This window comes from Chryseobacterium sp. MYb328 (assembly GCF_037572595.1).
GTDB lineage: Bacteria > Bacteroidota > Bacteroidia > Flavobacteriales > Weeksellaceae > Chryseobacterium > Chryseobacterium pennae.
This window is the reverse complement of sequence record NZ_JBBGZQ010000012.1, coordinates 16,508-38,407: the sequence shown is the minus strand read 5'-3', so window position 1 is coordinate 38,407 and position 21,900 is coordinate 16,508. Positions and strand designations below refer to the sequence as shown.

The 21,900-nt window shown below is 36.3% G+C and carries 21 protein-coding genes; 11 read left to right on the top strand and 10 right to left on the bottom strand.

Translation table 11 applies throughout. From position 1 onward, the window contains the following. Positions 1-235: 235 nt before the first annotated feature. The 4 genes from WH267_RS13185 (at position 236) to msrB (ending at position 2,707) form a co-directional block, all read left to right on the top strand. Positions 236-787 carry a sigma-70 family RNA polymerase sigma factor gene (locus tag WH267_RS13185; protein WP_340008828.1) on the top strand — a complete coding sequence of 184 codons (552 nt, stop codon included), beginning with the start codon at positions 236-238 and terminating at the stop codon, positions 785-787. Positions 788-846: 59 nt separating this feature from the next. Then, positions 847-1,059 carry a hypothetical protein gene (locus WH267_RS13180; RefSeq protein WP_340008826.1) on the top strand — a complete coding sequence of 71 codons (213 nt, stop codon included), beginning with the start codon at positions 847-849 and terminating at the stop codon, positions 1,057-1,059. 80 nt (positions 1,060-1,139) lie between these two features. Then, positions 1,140-1,589: a DUF417 family protein gene (locus tag WH267_RS13175; protein WP_340008824.1), complete on the top strand. Its 450-nt coding sequence runs from the start codon at positions 1,140-1,142 to the stop codon at positions 1,587-1,589. Between the two features lie 17 nt (positions 1,590-1,606). Then, positions 1,607-2,707 carry a peptide-methionine (R)-S-oxide reductase MsrB gene (gene msrB, locus WH267_RS13170; RefSeq protein WP_340008822.1) on the top strand — a complete coding sequence of 367 codons (1,101 nt, stop codon included), beginning with the start codon at positions 1,607-1,609 and terminating at the stop codon, positions 2,705-2,707. 31 nt (positions 2,708-2,738) lie between these two features. On the opposite strand, the gene WH267_RS13165 is transcribed toward msrB, so the two are convergent. Together WH267_RS13165 and WH267_RS13160 are read right to left on the bottom strand one after the other, a co-directional pair. Continuing rightward, entirely contained in the window at positions 2,739-3,383 is a 645-nt protein-coding gene (locus WH267_RS13165) for a hypothetical protein (protein WP_340008820.1), read from the bottom strand. Continuing rightward, positions 3,380-4,018 (bottom strand): hypothetical protein, encoded by a 639-nt coding sequence (locus tag WH267_RS13160; protein WP_340008818.1) that lies wholly within the window; start codon positions 4,016-4,018, stop codon positions 3,380-3,382. The genes WH267_RS13165 and WH267_RS13160 overlap by 4 nt, the downstream gene beginning before the upstream one ends. A 197-nt stretch (positions 4,019-4,215) precedes the next feature. Between WH267_RS13160 and WH267_RS13155 the strand changes: the two genes are divergently transcribed. From WH267_RS13155 to WH267_RS13140, 4 genes are all read left to right on the top strand, one after another. Next, the gene (locus WH267_RS13155; RefSeq protein ID WP_340008816.1) at positions 4,216-5,565 is read left to right on the top strand and encodes an ATP-binding protein; all 1,350 of its coding nucleotides are present in this window, start codon (positions 4,216-4,218) and stop codon (positions 5,563-5,565) included. A 181-nt stretch (positions 5,566-5,746) separates the two neighbouring features. Beyond that, positions 5,747-6,856 (top strand): NAD(P)/FAD-dependent oxidoreductase, encoded by a 1,110-nt coding sequence (locus WH267_RS13150; RefSeq protein ID WP_340008814.1) that lies wholly within the window; start codon positions 5,747-5,749, stop codon positions 6,854-6,856. A gap of 192 nt (positions 6,857-7,048) precedes the next feature. Continuing rightward, the gene (gene prfB / locus WH267_RS13145) at positions 7,049-8,161 is read left to right on the top strand and encodes a peptide chain release factor 2 (RefSeq protein WP_115973932.1); all 1,113 of its coding nucleotides are present in this window, start codon (positions 7,049-7,051) and stop codon (positions 8,159-8,161) included. A gap of 85 nt (positions 8,162-8,246) precedes the next feature. Beyond that, complete coding sequence (locus WH267_RS13140; RefSeq protein WP_115973933.1) at positions 8,247-8,942, top strand: DedA family protein; 696 nt, start codon at positions 8,247-8,249, stop codon at positions 8,940-8,942. Positions 8,943-9,087: 145 nt separating this feature from the next. Here the strand turns inward: WH267_RS13140 and WH267_RS13135 are convergent, their stop codons facing one another. Together WH267_RS13135 and WH267_RS13130 are read right to left on the bottom strand one after the other, a co-directional pair. Beyond that, on the bottom strand, positions 9,088-9,957 hold the full coding sequence (locus tag WH267_RS13135) for an alpha/beta hydrolase (RefSeq protein WP_340008812.1): 870 nt from the start codon (positions 9,955-9,957) through the stop codon (positions 9,088-9,090). 120 nt (positions 9,958-10,077) lie between these two features. Then, on the bottom strand, positions 10,078-10,563 hold the full coding sequence (locus WH267_RS13130) for a tetratricopeptide repeat protein (RefSeq protein ID WP_115973935.1): 486 nt from the start codon (positions 10,561-10,563) through the stop codon (positions 10,078-10,080). A 152-nt stretch (positions 10,564-10,715) separates the two neighbouring features. Between WH267_RS13130 and WH267_RS13125 the strand changes: the two genes are divergently transcribed. Next, positions 10,716-11,600: a DUF808 family protein gene (locus WH267_RS13125; protein ID WP_115973936.1), complete on the top strand. Its 885-nt coding sequence runs from the start codon at positions 10,716-10,718 to the stop codon at positions 11,598-11,600. A gap of 260 nt (positions 11,601-11,860) precedes the next feature. On the opposite strand, the gene dnaJ is transcribed toward WH267_RS13125, so the two are convergent. From dnaJ to proS, 5 genes are all read right to left on the bottom strand, one after another. Continuing rightward, the gene (gene dnaJ / locus WH267_RS13120) at positions 11,861-12,979 is read right to left on the bottom strand and encodes a molecular chaperone DnaJ (protein ID WP_340008809.1); all 1,119 of its coding nucleotides are present in this window, start codon (positions 12,977-12,979) and stop codon (positions 11,861-11,863) included. A gap of 102 nt (positions 12,980-13,081) precedes the next feature. Beyond that, a complete protein-coding gene (locus WH267_RS13115; RefSeq protein WP_115973938.1) occupies positions 13,082-13,618 on the bottom strand; it encodes a nucleotide exchange factor GrpE in 537 nt (178 codons plus the stop codon). A 272-nt stretch (positions 13,619-13,890) separates the two neighbouring features. Then, on the bottom strand, positions 13,891-15,228 hold the full coding sequence (locus WH267_RS13110) for an Nramp family divalent metal transporter (protein WP_340008806.1): 1,338 nt from the start codon (positions 15,226-15,228) through the stop codon (positions 13,891-13,893). A 113-nt stretch (positions 15,229-15,341) separates the two neighbouring features. Further along, positions 15,342-16,673 carry an OmpA family protein gene (locus WH267_RS13105; RefSeq protein WP_340008804.1) on the bottom strand — a complete coding sequence of 444 codons (1,332 nt, stop codon included), beginning with the start codon at positions 16,671-16,673 and terminating at the stop codon, positions 15,342-15,344. Between the two features lie 118 nt (positions 16,674-16,791). Continuing rightward, the gene (gene proS / locus WH267_RS13100) at positions 16,792-18,267 is read right to left on the bottom strand and encodes a proline--tRNA ligase (RefSeq protein ID WP_115973941.1); all 1,476 of its coding nucleotides are present in this window, start codon (positions 18,265-18,267) and stop codon (positions 16,792-16,794) included. Positions 18,268-18,409: 142 nt separating this feature from the next. Here proS and WH267_RS13095 point away from each other — a divergent pair, with 142 nt between their 5' ends. Beyond that, the gene (locus tag WH267_RS13095; RefSeq protein ID WP_340008802.1) at positions 18,410-19,480 is read left to right on the top strand and encodes a prolyl-tRNA synthetase; all 1,071 of its coding nucleotides are present in this window, start codon (positions 18,410-18,412) and stop codon (positions 19,478-19,480) included. A 33-nt stretch (positions 19,481-19,513) separates the two neighbouring features. Continuing rightward, a complete protein-coding gene (locus tag WH267_RS13090; RefSeq protein WP_340008800.1) occupies positions 19,514-20,929 on the top strand; it encodes an OmpP1/FadL family transporter in 1,416 nt (471 codons plus the stop codon). An 80-nt stretch (positions 20,930-21,009) separates the two neighbouring features. On the opposite strand, the gene WH267_RS13085 is transcribed toward WH267_RS13090, so the two are convergent. Continuing rightward, positions 21,010-21,717 (bottom strand): ZIP family metal transporter, encoded by a 708-nt coding sequence (locus WH267_RS13085; protein ID WP_115971558.1) that lies wholly within the window; start codon positions 21,715-21,717, stop codon positions 21,010-21,012. Between the last annotated feature and the right edge of the window lie 183 nt (positions 21,718-21,900).

Genomic DNA, 21,900 nt, shown 5'->3' with positions numbered 1-21,900 from the left:
TTTTGCATAGAATTTATACATAATTAAAATTATTCGTGCATTCGTGGCTACTCTAAAAACAGTGTGAAATTTTATTGTAGATAAAATCTTTGCGCCTTAAAAACAGACTCATTATCTCAAATCATCGCGACCTAGCGTTTTCCAACAAAAAACATTCATTCCAAGAATATTTTGTTCATTTCCATTTAACTTATTACCTTCGTTAAGATCTGAAGTAAGATAAAAACAACTTCCAATGATGAAAAACGAAATTCTGAAAAGCTGGATAGAACAATATTCCGGACCGCTTTTGAAGAAGGCATTATATATGCTTTCCAATAATGAAGATGCTCAGGATATCGTTCAGGATGTTTTCATCGCTGCTTTTTCCAATTATGATTCTTTTGAAGGGAAGAGCCAGCCACTCACTTGGCTGATGGCTATTCTTCAGAGAAAAATTGCAGATTTTTACCGGAAAAAATATAAATCGGAACCCAATGTAAAGCTGGATCATTTTTTTGATGAAACAGGATCCTGGAAAAATAATGATGTATTAAACGACTGGAATGTTTCAACAGAATCTGAACTTCTGGACAACCAGGAATTTAATAAAACGCTTGAAGAATGTATTGAAGAATTGCCCGCTAGATGGAAAATTTTACTCAAAATGTACTACATTGAAGAAAAAAAAGGCCCCGATGTGAGTCAGGAACTGAATGTTTCTACGACTAATCTTTGGAAGATCCTTCAGAGAAGCCGGATGCAATTGAGAGAATGTCTGGAGTTTAACTGGTTTTCAAGATTATAGAGATGATAAGAAAAATTCTACATATATTGTTTTTACCATGCAGTGAAGCTACTTTACTTATGGAAAAACGTAATGCACAAACAATCTCTGCCAAGGAGAACAGAAAATTGGGCCTTCATATTGCTATTTGTAAATGGTGTAAAGCCTATAATGAAAAGCTAAAATTACTGGATAAAGTTTTCAGAAAGACACTTATTGAAAAGGAAGCTGAAATAAATGAAGCTGAAATTCAGGATTTTAAAAATAAAATGATTGAAAAACTAAATTTCTAAGAAAATTTTGTCAGGATTTTGAAATAGCATCGACTATACTTTTGAAAAACAATAAAAGTATTCATTCAAAATCTAAAAAAATGACAGGAACAGGACAAAATTCAGGCAACAATCAATCAGCGTACGCTCTCGGATATTATATTTCGCTTTTCGGTGCGGCACTCATCTTACTTTGGATAGGGGTTTTCAAATTTACTCCAACAGAAGCTTCAGCGATAAAACCTTTGGTGGAAAACCATTTCTTAACTTTTTTCGTATATAAGATTATGAGCGTCCAGACAGTGTCAAATCTTATCGGAGTGATAGAAATTATCATTGCTTTATTACTGATATTTAGTGCGAAATTTGCTGTATTAAAAAAGTACGCAGGAATAGGTATGATTGCTACTTTTTTGGTGACGTTAAGCTATTTGTTTACGACTCCGGGAATGTGGAAAATAGTGGATGGAGTTCCTGTTACAGATTTTTTTATACTGAAGGATCTGATGCTTTTAGGATTTGGATTCATGATCTTACAAAAAAATAAATAATGAACAAAAAGCTAAATATGAAAAATATATTAATCGTACTCGGCATTATTCTGGGTATCGCAGTTTTTGCTGCCGGAAGTGGGCTTTTTAAAAAGAATAAGCCCGTTGAAACAAACGTAAAAAAAGAAAAACAGGAAATTATGGATAATAAGAATGTCAGGGAAATTTATTTTGCAGGCGGATGTTTCTGGGGAACAGAGCATTTCTTTCAGCAGATTCGTGGAGTGGTAGGGACAGAGGTTGGCTATGCTAACGGTAAAACTCAAAATCCTACTTATGAAGAAGTGGTAAGCCATACAACCGGATTTGCGGAAACAGTAAAAGTAAAGTATGATCCTGAGCAGGTAGATGTGAAACTGTTGATTGATCTGTATTTTAAAACCATTGATCCTACAAGCCTTAATCAACAGGGAAATGACAGAGGAGACCAATACAGAACGGGAATTTATTTTACAGACAAAGCTGATGAAACTTTGGTAAAAGCCGAAGTTCAGAAATTAGCAAAAGGATACAACAAACCAGTTGTGGTGGAAACTGTTCCTTTAAAAAATTTCTATAAAGCTGAAGATTATCATCAGGATTATCTGGATAAAAACCCAGGCGGTTACTGTCATATTGAACCGGGACTTTTTGAAATGGCTAAAAAAGCAAATCCACTTCCCAAAGCAACCTCTTATCAAAAACAGGATAAAAAGGTTTTAAAAGACAAATTAACAGCAGAACAATACAGTGTAACTCAGGAAAACGGTACAGAAAGACCTTTCCAAAATGAATACTGGAATGAGACCCGTGAAGGAATTTATGTAGACATTACCACAGGGGAACCATTATTTGTTTCAACAGATAAATTTGAATCAGGATGCGGTTGGCCAAGCTTCTCAAAACCAATTACCAAAAGTCTGATTGATGAAAAAATGGATCGTACGAACGGAATGACAAGGGTAGAGGTAAGAAGTAAAACCGGTGATGCTCATTTGGGACACGTCTTCAATGACGGACCGGAGGATAAAGGAGGACTTCGATACTGTATCAACAGTGCTTCCCTGAAGTTCATTCCCAAAGCTGAAATGGAAACAAAAGGATACGGAAAATATCTTCCGTTGTTAGATAAAAAGTAATGTGAAAGGAAGGCTGCCATTGGGCAGCCTTTTATTTTGATAGAGATAATTGAAATCTTTCCCTGATACTGAGCATGGATATATTCAGAAATAAAAGAAATCCGAAGATAACGTAATATACATCTTTAGAAAGACCCTTATAAATTTGTTGCATTTTGTCAAAAAGACTTGGATGATGCCCTTCTCCTGATATGGAAATATTATCATTACAGAGAAGGCATTCAAATGGTGGCTCTATGAGATTAGGGTCTTTATATTCCACTATTGCAAAAAGGTGCCCTGTTTTTTCAAGATCTAAAGTATATGTCTCTTGTTTGGCAATAGACATATCATTGAGAAGAGAAACAAAATCACCATAGGTATTATTTTGATCTAAAATAAACTCAACTCCTGTCTCTTTTTCGTTTCTTTTTTGAAGGTTTTTTAGTTCAGAAACATACAAGTTTGAATTTTCTTTAGCTGTACCGGAAAATACTCTTATTTTCTTGTAATTCCAATTTCTAAGAGATTCAAAGGTGAAATATGACATGTCATTATGGTCTTTTATTTTAGCGGGAAGACCAATATCTATTACTGAAACATTCATTTCTTCAGCTTTTTGACTCCCATAGTACCAGAATAAAATTGGAATTAATAGGGCACTGATAAGGCCTGGAACATAGTATATCTTTTTCATATTACCCTTTTTCTGTGAATCTGAAGATTTTCTTTAATACTCAGCATAGATATATTTAAAAACAGCATAAAACCGAAAATCATATAAAAAGACTGCTTTGGAAGTTCCGCAAAAGATTTTAATCTGTCAAAGCCTTTATATTGAGTTTCTTCTTTATAATTATCCATGTAGGATTCAGTTCCACAAATAATTTCACGAACATCTTCATTAGGGTCACTATATTCATGAACAGCAAAAATGTGGCCTGTTGTTCCTATGTCAGCACAAAAGACTTCCTGTTTAGAAAGATACATCACATTTATAATGGCTATGAAATCTTCATAACTATTCCTGTCATTGATCACAAATTCAATTCCTGTTTCTTTCTCATTTCTTGCCTGTAATGTTTTTAATTCAGAAATATAATATTGTTGGTTTTGCACAGCGGTATTAGGTTGTACAATGATCTTTTTATAATTCCAGTTTCTATAAGGCTCAAAAGTATATTCTAAAGGAGTTTCGGGCCTGATTTTGAGAGGTATTCCCAAATCTATGACTGTATACTGAGGATGAACCCTTTGATTTCCATAATACCAGAATAAAAGGGGTATCAGTACAGCACTGATTAAACCTGGCACGTAATATATTTTTTTCATTTCCTTCGTTTCGATAAAATTATAAAATAATGTCACAATGAAAAAGCAAATGATCAAAGAACTTCAATATTTAACAGCGTTGAAGAAAAAGGATAGGTGGATTGATAATAATTAGATTAAAATGGTATTAAATTCAGACACTTTCATAGGTGTTTTTAATATTAAAATATTAAATTTGATAGAACTAATAGGGAATTATGAAGCTAATTGAACTCGCCGCAGAACTGAATGTCTCTGCAGAAGCAATCAAACAGTTTATACAGGATTTTGATCTTGAATTGGTAGACTGTATCAGTACAAATTTTGAAGTAAAGGAGGACTTTGAAAAATTTGCCCGCGAAAATTTAGATTTTTTGAGATTATATGAAAAAGACCTGGACAAAAGTAAAACGCTGGAACAGATTGCTGAAGTGATCAATCAGCCTAAAGATAAGGTTGAAAAAGCGATAAAAGAAAATAATCTTAATATTTTTGATAATGGCTTTTTTAAGTCTTCGATTTCAAGTTATGGGATAGATAACAAACTTGGAGGGAATTATCAGTTCGTATATGACTATTTCGGGCATAAAACCAGTTTACAGCAAAGGGATTTTATAGGGTACAGAGATCTGTTTTTCTATACATCAGCAGTGCTTGAACCGTTTTTAAATCCACAGCAGATCAAAGACTGGGGAATCAATAAGCCGGCAGGAATTATTTTGTACGGACCTCCCGGAAGCGGTAAGATTTTCTGGGCCAATAAAATTGCTGAAATCATAGGATATCAGTTTAAAGAAGTTAAAAAGCACTATCTGGGAACTTCATTGGTTGACGGAAATCAGATCAATTTCAGTGATTTTCTTCTTAATATGATGAAGGAAAATAAAATGCTCCTTTTCCTTGATGATTTTGATGAAATTATGATGCAAAGGAAAGCAGATAATGATATTGCGTCCTGTAATCTTGAAGCGCAGGAACTGATTCTTCATTATATCGGAAAATTTGAAAAAGAAGGCGTATTAATGGTGGGTTCAGCCAATTCAGTTTCAGAAATTGATGAAGAAATTTTAGCACCCGGAAGGTTTGATGTCATGATTCCTATATTTCCGCCCAATGCATCAGAACGTTCGGAAATTATTTTATATGCGATGACCAGAGGGCTTGAAGAAGATTCGTTACTCTATAAAATTCTTAAAAATAATAAAGCAGATAAAGTACCTTTCTGGCATGATGTTTCTTCAAGGATGAAAGTTTTTAGCAATACCATGCTGATTGATTTTACCCAAAGTCTGAAGAAACGGATCAAAAACCTTTATCAAAGGACCCGAAATGAAAAACTTAAAATTGATCAGAATCTGATCAATGGAGCCTTACGGGATGCTGCTGCAAAACTTACAGAAGAGTACCTTGATCAGATAGCCCGGTTTTTAGCAGATGTTATCATCAATAATTTTGACGAATTCCAGTTTAGAATCCAGACTTTAAGAAAGGAGCTTGAAACTTATAAAGTGGTTGAAGAACCCAGACGTGAGATTGGTTTTCATCACAACGGCGAGAAGGAAGAGTAGTTGAATCCCGGTTACAAGATGAGACTCAAAGTTTAAGATTATGACATTTCAGTGGCCCCGATCTAAAAACTAAGGTAAGGTTTTAAATACCTCTCCGAGTATCAGCCTATCATTTCTCAGTCTATCATCTATTCGTTTTCGTCCATTTCATAAATTATTCATCACTAATTACCCATTACTCATGATCAGCATCTGGGAACAGGAAACCTTCTACCGTAAAAGAGATATTGTCATTATTGGAGCTGGATTCTCCGGACTTTGGACTGCGATTTCCATGAAAGAGAAATCTCCCGAAAAATCTGTATTAATTATTGAAAGAAATACTGTTCCATTAGGCGCTTCAACACGGAATGCCGGTTTTGCCTGTTTTGGAAGCCTTACAGAAGTCATTGCTGATTCCCGGAAAATGGGCTGGGAAAAAACATTGAATCTTGTTACAATGAGGTTTGAAGGGCTTCAGAAGATTAGACGATATTTTAAAAATGAAGAAATAGATTTTGAACTCAGCGGAGGGTACGAAATTTTGAATAATGATGAACCTTTACTCCATATAAACGAAGTTAATGAAAGACTCCGATCAATAACAGGGCTTCAGGAAACTTACTCTTTGAAGCAGAATAAAATAAAAGAATTTGGGTTGTGTAAATCCCAGTTTTTGATTGAAAACCCATGTGAGGGAAGTCTGCATTCCGGAAAGTTACTACAGAAGCTTTTGGAAAAATGCTATGAATTGAAAGTTGAGTTTTTGTTTGGAACTGAAGTTAAAAATATTGAGGAAACTTCGGATGAAGTAAATGTTGATCTTTCAGAAAATCTCACTGTAAAAGCAGATCAGTTAATTTATTGTACCAATGCATTTAGTTCAAAGTTTTTGGAGAAAGAAAATATCATTCCTGCAAGAGGCCAGATTCTCCTTACTGAACCTATACAAAATTTAAAATTAAAGGGTACTTTTCATTATGATGAAGGATTTTATTATTTCAGGAACTTAGGAAACCGCATATTGTTGGGTGGCGGAAGAAATCAGGATTTTAAGACGGAAGAAACAACAGCTTTTGAAACCACAGAATTCCTTCAAAACCATCTGGAAAACTTTTTAAAAGAAGTAATTCTTCCTAATCAGGAATTCAAGATTGCTCTTCGCTGGTCAGGAATTATGGCTATGGGGAATGAAAAAACACCTATTGTGAAGCAGATTTCAGACAGACAGTTTTGTGCAGTAAGACTTTCCGGAATGGGAGTGGCATTGGCTCCGAAAATTGGGGAGATTGTGAGAGAAATGATAAGGTAGAGAGCATAAATAATAGACGAAGAGGTAATAAATGTGGAGACGATGATTAGGAGATGGAAAAGAAATTTAAGAGAAGTGATTTTAGAATATTGAAGAATACAACCTTAAACTATAAACATCAAACCTTAAACCTTGAACTCTTAGTTTTCCACTCTGAAAGAAATCCCTTATTTTTGCAAAAAAGAAAGAATCGTGATTAACAACGACCAGATAAAAGAAGTTCAATCCAGAATTGAAGAATTACACAAATACCTTCAGATTGAAAAAAAGAAGATCGAAATTGCCAATGATGATGAAAAAACAGCAGCTCCTGAGTTTTGGGATAACCCTAAAACAGCAGAAGCTTTCCTGAAGCAGCTTCGTTCCAAGAAAAAATGGGTAGAAGGCTATGATGAGATTCATACCCAGTTTGAAGATCTTCAGGTACTGGCTGATTTTGCTAAAGAAGATCCTGATTCAGAAAAAGAGCTGGATGAAACGTTTCCACAATTGGTGGAAAAAATTGAAGACCTGGAATTCAAAAATATGCTTTCCAATGAAGGTGATGAGCTTTCTGCTGTTCTTCAGATCACTGCCGGAGCCGGAGGAACAGAAAGTTGTGACTGGGCATCCATGCTGATGAGAATGTATACCATGTGGTCAGAAAAACAAGGGTACAAGATCCGTGAACTGAACTTTCAGGCAGGAGATGTAGCCGGAGTAAAGACCGTTACCCTTGAAATAGAAGGGGAGTTTGCCTTCGGATATTTAAGAGGAGAAAACGGTGTTCACAGATTGGTAAGAATTTCACCTTTTGATTCCAATGCAAAACGTCATACCAGTTTTGTTTCCGTATATGTTTATCCTTTAGTAGATGATACCATTGAAATTAATATCAACCCTGCTGATATCTCCTTTGAAACGATGAGGTCTTCCGGAGCCGGAGGTCAGAACGTAAACAAGGTGGAAACAGCTGTACGTCTTCGTCACGCCCCAACAGGAATTATCATTGAAAATTCAGAATCCCGTTCCCAGCTTCAGAATAAAGAAAAAGCAATGCAGCTTTTACGTTCCAGATTATATGAGATGGAGTTGGAAGAGCGTATGAAGGCAAGAAACGAGATTGAAGCTAACAAAATGAAAATCGAATGGGGAAGCCAGATCAGAAATTATGTGATGCATCCTTACAAATTGGTAAAAGATGTACGCTCAGGCCATGAAACATCAGATGTGGACGCAGTAATGAACGGAAATCTTACCCCTTTCCTTAAAGCTTTCCTGATGGCCGATGGGACCGCAGTTTCCGATGATGATCTTGACTTATAAATATCATGTGAAATTTTAGTTAAAATGTTATAATTAATTTTTGTTTCAGATATTTTAGACCTATTTTTGTTGTTCATCGATATATATGGAAGATTTCAATAGCTGGAAGGATTTATTAAACCCGGAGTTTTATATTAAAATGGGAGGGTTTTGGCTTATTTTATTTATTGTTTTTGCTGAAACAGGTCTGTTTGTAGGATTTTTCCTACCTGGAGACTCATTACTGTTCGTTTCAGGAATTTACGCAGTTGAAATCATCAAAGAGACCTTTGGTTCTACAGGAAGTGATTTCTTAGATACAACAATTCTTGCCTCCGGAGTGGCACTTTCTGCTATTATAGGAAATGAAGTAGGATACTACTTTGGAAGAAAAGCCGGACCTGCTTTGTACAAAAGACCGGATTCAATGCTGTTTAAGAAGAAATATCTTTATCAGGCACATGATTTCTTTGAGAAACACGGAGCACTGGCTATTATCATGGCAAGATTCCTGCCGGTTGTGAGAACCTTTACTCCGATTGTTGCAGGAATTGTAAAAATGGATAAAAAAGAATTCTTGAGGGATAATGTCATCGGAGCTGTTCTATGGTCATTTATTTTGATCTTTGCAGGACACTATCTTGATAAGCTTTTCATGGAGCAGTTTGGTATCAATCTGAAAGAAAAATTAGAATATATCATCATTGTGATTGTATTGGTAACAACACTTCCGGTGATTATAAAATTCATGTTCGGAAAGAAAGAAGACTTCTCTAAATACGAAAACAAAGACTTTGAATAGAATTCAAACCTATTAAAAATATAAAGGCTACCTCACTTTGAGATAGCCTTTTTCATTAGCCACGAATATACGAATCCTTGTATTGGTACATTTGTGGCTATAAAATTTATAAGTATACCTTCGTTTATTATGTTGGCTTAATAGATTATTTTTTGATCCAATCCAGAATATTGGGGTAAATAATACTGTCTCTTTTTCTTTTGCTGAAAAATCTCGGCACATGACCTGTCCTTTCCATAAAGATAAATTTGTGGGGTACATTCAACCGGGTTAATGCAGAATCCATAGAAATTCCCTGATGCTGGTTGACCAGAAAGTCATGATTTCCCTGGAATAATAGAGTAGGAACAGCGGTAATATTGGCAATAGGACTGGCTTGCTTAAAAGCTTCAGAGATATTTTTACGGTCAAACTTTGTTCCCACTACCTTTTGAATAGTAGGTGAAGTATATTTAGAATAAAAGGAATTCAGATATTCAGGACTGTAAAAATCTGTAGGACCGCTTAAAGAAATAATCTTTTTGATCTGATCCGGATGCTGATAGCCGTACAGCAAAGCAAGATGTCCACCTGCACTTTCACCAAGAATAACATAATTGTTAGGTTGCAGTTCCGCTTTTTCCGTTAGAGAATTGAACTTTTCAACAACTAGGCTAATATCTTCAAGTTGCTGCTTATAAGTGATCTTATTCTTTTGAGAAACCAATCGGTAGTTCATGTTGATACTTGGGATCTTATTCTGGAAAAGCATTTTCTGGATCTGGATCATATGTTCTTTTTTCCCCAGCGTCCAGGCTCCACCATGTACAATAAGCACCACAGGAGAATCTACAGCATAATCTTTAGGAAGAAAAACATCCATTTTCTGTCTTTTATGCTCTCCATATTTTAAGTTATAGATCTTCTGCTGGCCATCAGGACCTACCCAAACTCTGAATTTCGTATTGCAGGACTGCAGCAGGAAACTGACGCATCCCATAACGAAAAAATGGTACCTGAGAATGAGCTTTTTCATAGATTAAATGTACAGAAAAAGAAGGTGCAAATCTAGTGAAATTATATGATTTGTATCCGTTTTTGTTTTGTTATTCAGTCGGTTGGATAGCTTCTTTTTATTAAAAAATAATTTTTAGAATCATTCTTTATGCAAAGTATTTGCATAATTATAAAGAGATCGGTTATACCGGGGTAAATGTTGGGAAATTGCTTTTAAGGTTAGTGATAATGCCTCTTTATATTCCCCTGCTGAAGAAAGGGAAAGAGCTAGAAAAGAATCCACAGCATCATTAAGTTCATCAGAGTAGTTTGCTTTTTCTTCTCTCAAAATATGAATGCTTTCTTCTGTTTTTCCATTATTTCTCAATGTGCTTGCCAGTTGAATCCTTGCTCTTCTCCTTCGTAAGCCGGATAGCCCCAGATCTAATGCGCTTCTATATAAGGGCTCTGCTTCCTTTTCATGTCCGGTTGAGTCAAAAGCACAGGCTATTTCAAAATCTGCAATAGCTTGTGAATCCACAAGGAGAGCTATATGATCTTTAAGTTGTAGAATAAATTCTTCGTTGTTTATTGTTCCAAGCTTCTGCCAGATATCTTGTAATTGAGATTCCCAGTTTTCATCCATTGTATAGATTTTAAACAAAGATATAAATTATTGAAGGGGAGTTCCTTTGTGATTCTCATCATTCTTAAAATTATTGTCATATTATGAATCAGAAAATGGAATTAAATATTTATTTTTGCTGAACTTAACAGAGATTAAAAAAACATTAAAATATGGCATCAGGCTTTTTTGCAATTTTAGATGATATTGCTGCATTGATGGATGATGTAGCGGTTACCAGTAAAATAGCTACACAAAAAACAGCAGGAATTTTGGGAGATGACCTGGCTGTAAATGCAGAAAAAGCCACAGGCTTTCTTTCTTCCAGAGAAATTCCGGTTCTATGGGCTATCACCAAAGGATCATTTATCAATAAACTGATTATTCTTCCTATCGTTTTTTTACTCAATTGGTTGTATGCTCCGGCTATTAATTATGTGTTGATCCTTGGAGGATTCTATCTGGCCTTTGAAGGAGTTGAAAAAATAATAGAATTTCTTTTCCATCGTCACAAAAAGGGGCATGAAGTTATAGAGGAAATTGTAGAAGAAGAAAAAAGTTCAGAAGAAATAGAAAAACAGAAAGTAAAATCGGCAATTACAACGGATTTTATTTTATCAATCGAGATCGTTATTATTGCTTTAGGAACCGTATTGGAAGAAAGTCATCCTTTCATTACACAGATTTTAGTAACGAGCTTGGTTGCATTTATTGCGACTGTTGGAGTTTATGGAATTGTAGCTCTTATTGTAAGGATGGATGATGCAGGGTTTAAATTAATAAAGAAAAGTAACGATAAAGGTTTTTTTGGAAAGCTTGGGCATATATTAGTGAAGGCTTTGCCTATTGTTATTAAAATATTAGGAGTTGTAGGAACAATTGCCTTAGTAATGGTTGCTGGTGAAATTTTTCTACATAGAATAGAATTTTTTCATGGATTACTTCCAGCTTGGCCGGATGTTTTGAAAAAGCTTATGCTTGGAATTGTTGGCGGATTGGCAGCGGTTGCTGTCTTCACTTTAGGAAAAGGAATGTATTCTTTAGTTGCAAAAAAATAAACGATCACTACCATATAGAAGAAATCCTGCATCAAAAACATGCAGGATTTTTTTGATGTAAGATCTGGGTAATTTTATAACCGTTTCTTTACTATCCAGATATGAGCGATATGATGATTGAAAAATTAGAAGACAATTTTAAATTCTACCCGGACGAAAGGTAAAGTACCGACTATCTATTTTCTGTCGGGCCTCTAACTGGTGAACATCCAAATCTTAAATTTTATACAAAAAAAAGAGGCCTAAGCCTCTTTCTATATTTAATTGAATAAATCTTTTACTTTATCAAAAAAAGTTTTCTCCTTTCCGGAAGGTTCTGCAACCATTTCTCCGCTGGACATTTGCTTTTCAAAGAAGTCTTTTTGCTCCTTAGTAAGTTTTTGTGGAGTCCATACATTGATGTGAATAAACATGTCTCCTTTACCATAGCTGTCAATGCTTGGAAGACCTTTTCCTGCTAATCTTAAGATTTTTCCGGATTGAGTTCCCGGATCCACCGTGATTTTCACTTTTCCGCCAACGGTAGGAATTTCTTTTTTCGTTCCTAAAGCCGCTTCAGCAAAAGAAACATACAATTCCTGGTGAAGGTTATCGCCTTCTCTTTTGATCGTTTGATCTACTTCTTCTTCAATGATAACTAATAAATCACCCGGAGTTCCTCCAAACGGAGCGTCATTTCCTTTTCCTCTTACATTAAGCTGAATTCCGTCTCTTGCTCCGGCAGGAATATTGATTGTGATTTCCTCTTCATCTTTTATAAGACCCTGGGCATTTGCTCCGGCAGGAATTTTATCAGCTACCTTTCCGATTCCCTGACACGTACCACATGTGGTCTGAGTCTGCATTTGACCAAACATGGTGTTCATTACCTTAAGCTGAACACCAGAACCGTTACAGGTAGGACATATTTTTGAAGTGGCTCCTTCTGCCATCTTCATTTTTTTTACTTTAATGGTTTTATGAGTTCCGTTTACCATTTCCTCAAGGTTCAGCTTGATTCTGATTCTTAAATTAGAACCTTTTACCTGCTGACGACCACCGCCGCCACCGCCAAATCCTCCAAAACCACCTCCGAAAATATCTCCAAACTGGCTGAAAATATCCTCCATGTTCATTCCGCCTCCGAAGCCTCCGCCTCCGAAACCTCCATTTCCACCCATTCCGGCGTGACCGAACTGGTCGTATCTGGCACGTTTCTGATCGTCGCTCAATACTTCATAAGCCTCAGCAGCTTCTTTAAATTTTTCTTCAGCCTCCTTATCCCCAGGATTCTTATCCGGGTGGAATTTGATGGCCATTTTACGGTATGCTTTCTTTATTTCGTCGGCAGATGCAGATTTGCTGATCTCAAGAATCTCGTAATAATCTCTTTTTGACATGACAATTATATAATTGATTACTGATAAATGATAAAAGATATTTTAAAAATTAATAAGTGAAATATTCATCCATTATCACTCATCATTTATCATTTATGAATTTTAGTTACCTGTTACTACTTTTGCAAAACGGATTACCTTATCACTCAAAGTATATCCTGTTTCAATAACATCTACGATTTTCCCTTTCAGTTCTTCTGATGGAGCCGGAATTTGAGTAATAGCTTCGTGGAAGTCTACATTGAAGCTGTCGCCAGCATTTACTTCCATTGCTTTTAGTCCTTTTTCAGTAAGCTTATTTTTGAATTTCTGATAGATAAGCTCTACCCCTTGAAGATCAGCCGGATTTCCGTTTTTAGCGATTTCTTTTAATGCTCTTTCAAAATCATCCAAAACGCCCAACATAGAAACCATCATATCCTGATTGGCATATTGGAAGAATTCCATTTTCTCCTTAGAAGTCCTTTTTTTATAGTTTTCGAATTCAGCATATAATCTGATGTAACGGTCTTTTTCTTCTGCCAAAAGTTCCTCAGCAGAAGGAGTAACTGTCACATTTTCCTGAGACGTCGCCTCATTCTGAACATTGTTATCTTCTTGATTATTGATGCTTTCTTCGTTAATATCCTGATTTTCCATAATTCAATATTTATTTACATGAATGTTTCGCAAAGACTCTGCCAAAGGAAAAAACAGGACATTAAGGCAGAAAAATAATAGAAGATAAATTGACTATTTTAACCGGAGACAAATAGACAGTGAGATAATAGACGAATAGATAAAAGACAAGAAACTGAGAAAGAAGAGAATGAACTCTAATTTTAGATTTACAGACGACAATCTTAAAAGCTAAACCTTGAACTTAGAATCATCCTGCTCTGAATCTTGAATAACAGGAATTCCTATATCTGCTATTGTTCTCCTGTAAATGTCTGATACAAAAGATACAGGTTTAAAACAATGATAATCGCTGAGATAATCCATACGCAAACCTTTAAGAACGGTTTATTCACAAATTCCCCCATTTTAGCCTTATCATTGGTAAACATGACCAGTGGAACCACTGCAAAACTTAATTGCATAGACAGAATAACCTGGCTTAAAACCAATAATTCTGTTGTTCCTTTTTCACCATAAAGAATAGCAACAATCAATGCAGGAATAACTGCAATAAGTCTTGTTATCAATCTTCGTAACCATGGTTTTAGTTTAATATTTAAAAAACCTTCCATGACGATTTGGCCTGCAAGTGTTCCGGTAAGTGTTGAGTTTTGCCCGGAGGCCAATAACGCGATTGCAAATGCAATACTAGCCATTGAAGCCCCTAAAATTGGGGTTAACATCTGATATGCATCATGAATGTCAGCTACATGCTGGTTTCCTGTAGTATGAAATGTAGCAGCTGCCAGAATGAGAATGGCAGCATTGATAAAGAAAGCCAGCATCAATGATACGGTGCTGTCTAAAGTGGCAAATTTGATGGCTTCTTTCTTTCCTTCCGTATCGCGGGTATAGTCCCTAGTCTGTACAATACTGCTGTGAAGGTATAAATTGTGAGGCATTACAGTGGCTCCTAAAATACCTATAGCAATATAAAGCATGGCCGGATTCTGAATAATCTCTTTTTGAGGAACCAATCCACCCAGAATTTCATTAAAAGCAGGTTTAGAAATAACGATTTCATAAGCAAAACAGGTGAGGATTATGAAAATAAGCCCACCTACAATACTCTCAATCCATCGGAATCCTTTGGCCTGAAGTAAAAGAATGACCAACACATCTACAGTTGTAATCACAATTCCCCAAGTCAATGGAATATGAAAAAGCAGGTTTAAGGCAATCGCTGAACCGATGACCTCGGCGAGATCACAGGCAGCAATGGCTATTTCACAGAAAACCCAGAGAATAAAATTGGTCGTAGGATTGAAATGATCTCTACAGGCCTGCGCCAAATCCCTTTCAGCTACTACACCAAGCTTAACGGATAAATGCTGTAAAACCACTGCAAAAATATTGGAAATAAGAATGACAGAAAGTAGGGTATACCCAAACTGGGCCCCTCCGGCAATATCTGTTGCCCAGTTTCCCGGATCCATATATCCTACGGCAATCATAAGCCCCGGCCCTGCAAAAGCAAGGTACTTTCTCCAAAAACTGGCATTTTTAGGAACTTTAATAGAAGAATAAACTTCTGATAAAGAGTGGGATGTTTTATCTTTTCGCCAGGCGTTTTTTAAATTGAAATTCATAAATGTTAGAAATGACTAACAAATTTAATTAAATAAATGTAAACACAAAAAATAAGAACATAAAAAATCCCGGAAAGTAATTTCCGGGATTCAATTTTTATTGATTCTAAAGATTATTTAGAGAATCTTACAGACATTTTTCTGTCAGCAGCTCTTTCTGCATCAGAAGCTTTTGCGTCTACAGTAGCAAATTTACTTCCGTAACCTTCAGCTCCAAGAACCTGGGCACCTACTCCTGCTTTTGCTAAAGCAGCTTTGATGTGATCAGCTCTTGCCTGAGATAATTTCACATTAGAAGCTTCGTTTCCTGTTTTATCAGTATAACCACCGATTTTGATTTTTGCATCAGGGAAAGCTTTAAGGATGGCTACCAAATTATCCAACTGGCCTTGTGAACCTGTCTCTAATTCAGTAGAACTTCCCATTTTGAAGTTTACATGGTCGAAATCGTACCATTTGTCTTTTAATGCGGCATCATCTGCTGCATTTTTATACCCTCCAGATTTAAGGAATCCAATCATTTGATCTTCCATACCGCCTTTGTATCCTTTCAGCATTACTCCGTTAAGATCGATGTTTTCATCGGTTTTCGCTACAGGAGTAGCTGTGGTAGCTGATGTAGAAGTTGTTGCAGAAGCTGTGTCTACAGATGTTCCTGTGGAGTCTGAAGTAGAAGTCATTGTAGTTGTGGTTTGCTTCTTCTCACACTGTTTCCAAAGGAAATATCCTGCTGCAATTAATAATAAAAGCGGAAGCAACCATTTCCAGATTGAACCTCCGCCTTGATTATTATTATTGTTATTTTCAAATTGTTCTCTTATTTCTCTTGCTCCTTCGCTCACGTTTTCTCTTGCTGTAGCTACACCTTCAGTGATGTTGTCCTTAGCAGTAGAAGTTACTGAAGAAACTGTTTCCTTAGCCTGGCCGAACCAATTTTCAGCTCCCAATCCAAAGGAAGCCAAAGAAAGACCTGCCGGCAGTAAAGAAGAAATAATGCCTTTCTGATCATTCAGTAAGCTGGAAATACCTGAAGCACCCAAATTATTGTCTGCTGCATATTTTCCTACTGTGCCTACTGTAGCCCCGGTAACCAGATTTAACAAAGAACCTGCAGAATTGTTGCTGATTCCTGAAAAACTGGCAATGGAATTTACTAATCCACCTACCTTATCTCCAAAAAGAGAAGATAATAAAGTGGTGATGATAGGATTACTAGATGATCCACCTAATAGATTTCCTAAGATTCCACTTGAAGAGGCTTTTGTAATAGCATCCAAAACACCAGGATTGTCTGCGTTATTGGCTAAACCACCTACTACAGCAGGTAATAAGCCACCAATTGCTTTAGAAATACCGGATTCGCTTTCTCCAAACTGTGATGCAGCCTGTGAAACCAAAGCGGGACCTAATTGTCCTTTAATTAAATCAATGACATTTAAAGACATAATAATAAATTTTTTTGATTAATGTTGAGATAAATTTAAACAAAAATCCGTCCAAATGTCATTTTTTTTTGAATATTTCTTTGAAAATTAACGATTTTTTTTAAAATCGTTAAAATTATTAATACGCTTTTGCGAATAACACACGTCTCTTAGAAGGTTTTCCGGAAAGTAGAGAAATACCTTCTTCGATGTCATTATCCAGAGGAATACACCTGATCGTAGCCTTCGTTTCATCCTTGATCTGCTCTTCTTCTTCAGCTGTACCATCCCAGTGTGCATAGATAAATCCTCCTTTTTCTTCAAGAACTTTTTTGAATTCTTCGTAAGTATCTACTTTGGTGATGTTATTTTTTCTGAATTCAAATGCTTTGTTATAGATATCCTGCTGAATCGTTTTCAATAACTCCTCAATATAAACATCAATACCTTCGATAGAACGAACTTCTTTAGTCAGGTTATCTCTTCTTGCTATTTCCACAGAATTGTTTTCAAGATCTCTTGGTCCCATAGCAATTCTTACCGGAACACCTTTCAATTCGTATTCAGCGAATTTCCATCCCGGTTTGTTCTGAGTATCGTTATCAAATTTCACAGAAATACCCTTAGCTTTTAATTTAGCCTGAATATCTAAAGCTACTTCACTGATCTGGGCCAATTGTTCTTCACCTTTAAAGATCGGAACAATCACGACCTGAATTGGAGCCAGTGTAGGAGGCAGTACCAATCCGAAATCATCAGAGTGCGTCATAATTAAAGCTCCCATCAAACGGGTAGATGTTCCCCAAGATGTAGCCCATGCGTGTTCTATTTTTCCTTCTTTGTTGGTGAATTTTACATCAAACGCTTTTGCAAAATTCTGACCTAAGAAGTGAGACGTTCCTGCCTGAAGAGCTTTTCCATCCTGCATTAATGCTTCAATACAATAGGTTTCATCTGCACCTGCAAATCTTTCAGAAGGTGTTTTTAATCCCTGAATTACTGGCATTGCCATAAAGTTTTCTGCAAAATCTGCATATACTTTGTTCATTTTCTCAGCCTCTTCTACAGCTTCATCTTTTGTAGCGTGAGCGGTATGTCCTTCCTGCCATAAGAATTCTGCCGTTCTAAGGAACAGACGGGTTCTCATTTCCCAACGTACAACGTTCGCCCATTGGTTGATAAGGATAGGAAGATCTCTATAAGACTGGATCCAGTTTTTATAAGTATTCCAGATAATTGCTTCAGAAGTAGGACGAACAATCAGTTCTTCTTCCAGTTTTGCATCCGGATCTACAATCAGTTTTGAAGGATTATTAGGATCGGTTTTTAATCTGTAGTGAGTAACCACTGCACATTCTTTTGCAAAACCTTCTGCATTTTTTTCCTCAGCCTCAAATAAGCTCTTGGGCACAAAAAGCGGGAAGTATGCATTCACGTGACCTGTTTCCTTGAACTTTTTATCCATTTCATCACGCATTTTTTCCCAGATTGCATAGCCATACGGTTTGATTACCATACATCCACGTACTCCTGAGTTTTCAGCTAAGTCAGCTTTTACAACCAGCTCATTATACCATTTGCTATAATCTTCGCTTCTTGAGGTTAATTTTGCCATTATCTTTTAAAATTTTTTTAACTTTTGCACATTATTGTTATCTAAAAATAAAAATCTATTTTTGATAGATTTTTTAATCAGTATTGGTACATTTTTGGTACAGATTGCAAATATAATTTAAATTAAAAATTTTTACGTTATCATGAAAAGAAATATACATAAAAATTTGCTTGGTCTGCTAAAATCTAAAGGGATATTAGCAATATCAGGTGGATTATTGCTTATGTCTTGTGGTGCTCAGATGGGAGGGTATAGCGAGACGGATGGGGTATATTATGACCCTAATAAGGATACGCTGCCGGAAGGAGTTATCATTAATGGTGGCGGAAACAGAGTAGGAGACTACTACGACTACTATCAGGATTCCAATGTCATCCAGAATGCACAGGCGAATTCGAGAGAACAGCAAAATAAATATAATGATTGGAGTGATGTAGATCCTAATTGGGGAAATGCTACCAACTCTGACTGGGGAATGTATGCAGGTTCTCAAACCAATTACTATGACAACTCCTGGGGGTACCCTGGAGGCTGGTATGGAGGATATTCTCCATATTGGGGCTGGAACCGTGGCTGGGGCTGGGGTGCAAGCCTATCATGGGGTTGGGGCGGATCATTCGGTTGGGGCTGGGGAGGCTCTTTCGGATGGGGAAGCCCATATTGGGGTTATGGATATTCTCCTTACTGGGGTGGATATTATGATCCTTTCTGGGGTGGTTACTATGGTAACCCATATTGGGGTTATGGAGGTGGCTACTGGGGCGGACATAACAGAATTTATATGAGAAGTGGTAACAGCGGCTCAGGAATGAGTAATGCTGTATACAGAACAAATACAGCCAGAAACAATAATGGATTCAGAGACTCCAATGGGTTTAGAAATTCTAATTCCGGCGGATTCAGAAATGAAAGTTCAGGTGGATTTAGAAATGGAAACTCTGGCGGATTTAGAAATGGAAACTCCAATGGAGGGTTCAGAAACTCCGGTGGTTTCAGAAATTCAGATTCAGGCGGATTCCGTAATACTGCTCCGCAGCAACAGCCAAGGTACAACAATGGAGGCTTCAGATCTGGAGATTCGGGAGGTTTTAGAAACAGTGGCGGATTTAATAATTCCGGTGGTGGTTTCAGATCCGGAGGGTCATCGGGCGGTGGCGGCTTTAGAGGCGGTTCATCTGGTGGTGGTGGAACCCGATCAGGCGGATTCAGATAATATTCAACTTCATAAAAAACTATTAAAAAAATAATGTTAAAAAAATCTTTAGTATTAATGGGTATTTCTGCCGCATTTTTTGCGCAGGCTCAGGATGTTTCATTAATAAGAAATACTGTAGATGTTTATTCAAGTTCTCCTATGGTGGGATCTGCCAAGTTTAATGCTATGGCAGGAGCTAACGGAGCACTAGGAGGGGATGCAAATTCTTTGCTTACCAACCCTGCCGGTTTAGGAGTGGCTATTTCAGGAGAGATTTCTGCAACTTTATCTATTATGGGTAATAAAAACAGTGCTACTTTAGGAAACCAAACAATAGATTATAGTAAAACGAGAGGGGATTTAGGAAATGTAGGCGGAATTATTGCCTTTCCTTTAATGACTGAGACTAAATGGAAGTTTATTAATATCGGGGTTAATTTTTCAAACCAATCTCTTGATAATGTGGTGCAATCTCCGGGCAACAATAATATGATTGCAGATTTTGCTGACAAATCTAGTTATTCATTAGGAGGCCATCAATATTCAAGATTTGGTAATTTATCAAAAATGAGTTTTGGTGTAGGGGCAAATTATAATCATAGTTTCTACATAGGGGCAGGGTTGAACTTTTTCAATGCAACAGTTGATCAGGGAGATATTGCTGCGTTCAATTCACTTGACAATAATTCAGTAAGGTATTTTGATAAGCAGGATTCTCCTTATTGGGAGCGATCTTCCGGTTTCTCTGCTTCAGTAGGGGTAATAGGAAAATTAAGCCCTAATTTCAGATTAGGAGCATCTCTTGAAACACCCACGTTTTGGAATATAGACCGTGAATTTAGTTTCTATGATAATCCTACGTATGGAAATGGTATAGGAACTGAAAACAGAAAATTCACTTCTCCACTTAAAGCAACAGTGAGTGCAGCATTTGTAGCCAGTAAAAACTTTTCATTGAATGTAGATTATACCCTAGGTCTTACAAAACCTGATTATAAAGTATATTCTGGGATAGAAAGTGAACTGAATTCTTTCTTTAAAGAGAATTACAAGAATATGTCAGAAGTAAGAGTAGGGGCAGAATATAGAGTACAGCAGTTGAGATTAAGAGGAGGGTATTCTTATTTATCCAATCCTCTTGATGCACTTACGATTCCAAGATTTGACAGTGCTGGTAATGTAGGAGATCAATCTTATAGTAATCTTATGTTGAGCGATAGAAATTTGGTTTCATTCGGTATCGGATATGATTTCAAATCATTCTATATTGACGCTTCTTATCAGAACATAAGCTCTAAGTACAGTAATCCGTTTATGAGAGGATTCCGTAGTGATAATTTTGATACGGCTTACTATTCTGTTGATAATAGCAACAAAGTGACTGTTTTTGAAAATGATGCTTATGCAGTAAGTGAAGTTAAAAATAACAGAAATAATTTCTTCATTACCGTTGGCTGGAAATTCTAATTTCCGTTTCGTGTAATGAAATAAAAATAAAAGCTCTGAATTGTAAAATTCAGAGCTTTTTTATGCTTAAAAAATAAATTTTAATGATGATGGAAAAGATGCATAAATAAAGCAAGAGAAACTCCTAATACGACAAGTCCTATTTTAACCCAGTCAATATTATGGTTCTTATTACTTTCAAAAATAATCACCGATGAAATGTGAAGGAAGATTCCGCCTACAATAGCAAGGAAATAAGGCTGAAGGTTAGGATTAAAATAATTTCCCAATAACATTCCCATAGGTGATGCCAGTGCAAACAGAGCTACAATCAGCAGTGATGGATAAGAGGATGAACTTTTCGATTCTCCCTTTCTGTTAAATAAAAACGCTCCCAGAATAAATGAAATTGGAAGATTATGAAATACGATTCCTAAGAGATAAGGAGACAGTTGATGCTCTTCATTGGCTAACGGAATTCCCTCAATAAAGGCATGGATAAATAGTCCTACCATTAATGCTACTGGAAGAATATTGTGTTCACCGTGATGATGAAAATGCCCATGCTCAAAGCCTTTGGTAAGTGCTTCCAGGATCATTTGCAGAAGAACTCCCGCAATGACAAATATTCCCAGATTGCTGCCTTCTGAGGAGGTATACACCTGAGGGAAAACTTCGTTCAGACAGATGGTAATCAGGAAACCGGCACTTAATACCAGCAGGTTTTTAGCCAGCTTTTCTTTTTTACCAAAGTATTTACCAAGTAAAACTCCGGTAATGACGCTTAATATAAGTAAAATAAAAGTCATATTACATAGAAGTGGGTAAGAGACAAAATAAAACAATAATTAGATTCACACCTATTATCACGAGATGTATCGTATCATTAATTTTTTCTTTAAAAACTATTTTTCTAAAAAAAAATAAAAGCACTCCAAGAATGATAAGCAAGCTGGAAATGACAAATGGAAGAGGAGGAGTATGGCTATGGG

Bases quoted from the DNA above. Each gene is read 5' to 3' on its own strand.
- WH267_RS13110 (WP_340008806.1), bottom strand. From the start codon at position 15,228: ATGAATTTCAATTTAAAAAACGCCTGGCGAAAAGATAAAACATCCCAC.
- WH267_RS13115 (WP_115973938.1), bottom strand. From the start codon at position 13,618: ATGGAAAATCAGGATATTAACGAAGAAAGCATCAATAATCAAGAAGAT.
- WH267_RS13160 (WP_340008818.1), bottom strand. From the start codon at position 4,018: ATGAAAAAAATATATTACGTGCCAGGTTTAATCAGTGCTGTACTGATA.
- WH267_RS13105 (WP_340008804.1), bottom strand. From the start codon at position 16,673: ATGTCTTTAAATGTCATTGATTTAATTAAAGGACAATTAGGTCCCGCT.
- WH267_RS13085 (WP_115971558.1), bottom strand. From the start codon at position 21,717: ATGACTTTTATTTTACTTATATTAAGCGTCATTACCGGAGTTTTACTT.
- WH267_RS13150 (WP_340008814.1), top strand. From the start codon at position 5,747: ATGATCAGCATCTGGGAACAGGAAACCTTCTACCGTAAAAGAGATATT.
- WH267_RS13185 (WP_340008828.1), top strand. From the start codon at position 236: ATGATGAAAAACGAAATTCTGAAAAGCTGGATAGAACAATATTCCGGA.
- WH267_RS13095 (WP_340008802.1), top strand. From the start codon at position 18,410: ATGAAAAGAAATATACATAAAAATTTGCTTGGTCTGCTAAAATCTAAA.
- msrB (WP_340008822.1), top strand. From the start codon at position 1,607: ATGAAAAATATATTAATCGTACTCGGCATTATTCTGGGTATCGCAGTT.
- proS (WP_115973941.1), bottom strand. From the start codon at position 18,267: ATGGCAAAATTAACCTCAAGAAGCGAAGATTATAGCAAATGGTATAAT.
- WH267_RS13130 (WP_115973935.1), bottom strand. From the start codon at position 10,563: ATGGATGAAAACTGGGAATCTCAATTACAAGATATCTGGCAGAAGCTT.
- WH267_RS13140 (WP_115973933.1), top strand. From the start codon at position 8,247: ATGGAAGATTTCAATAGCTGGAAGGATTTATTAAACCCGGAGTTTTAT.
- WH267_RS13165 (WP_340008820.1), bottom strand. From the start codon at position 3,383: ATGAAAAAGATATACTATGTTCCAGGCCTTATCAGTGCCCTATTAATT.
- WH267_RS13090 (WP_340008800.1), top strand. From the start codon at position 19,514: ATGTTAAAAAAATCTTTAGTATTAATGGGTATTTCTGCCGCATTTTTT.
- WH267_RS13175 (WP_340008824.1), top strand. From the start codon at position 1,140: ATGACAGGAACAGGACAAAATTCAGGCAACAATCAATCAGCGTACGCT.
- dnaJ (WP_340008809.1), bottom strand. From the start codon at position 12,979: ATGTCAAAAAGAGATTATTACGAGATTCTTGAGATCAGCAAATCTGCA.
- WH267_RS13125 (WP_115973936.1), top strand. From the start codon at position 10,716: ATGGCATCAGGCTTTTTTGCAATTTTAGATGATATTGCTGCATTGATG.
- WH267_RS13155 (WP_340008816.1), top strand. From the start codon at position 4,216: ATGAAGCTAATTGAACTCGCCGCAGAACTGAATGTCTCTGCAGAAGCA.
- WH267_RS13135 (WP_340008812.1), bottom strand. From the start codon at position 9,957: ATGAAAAAGCTCATTCTCAGGTACCATTTTTTCGTTATGGGATGCGTC.
- WH267_RS13180 (WP_340008826.1), top strand. From the start codon at position 847: ATGGAAAAACGTAATGCACAAACAATCTCTGCCAAGGAGAACAGAAAA.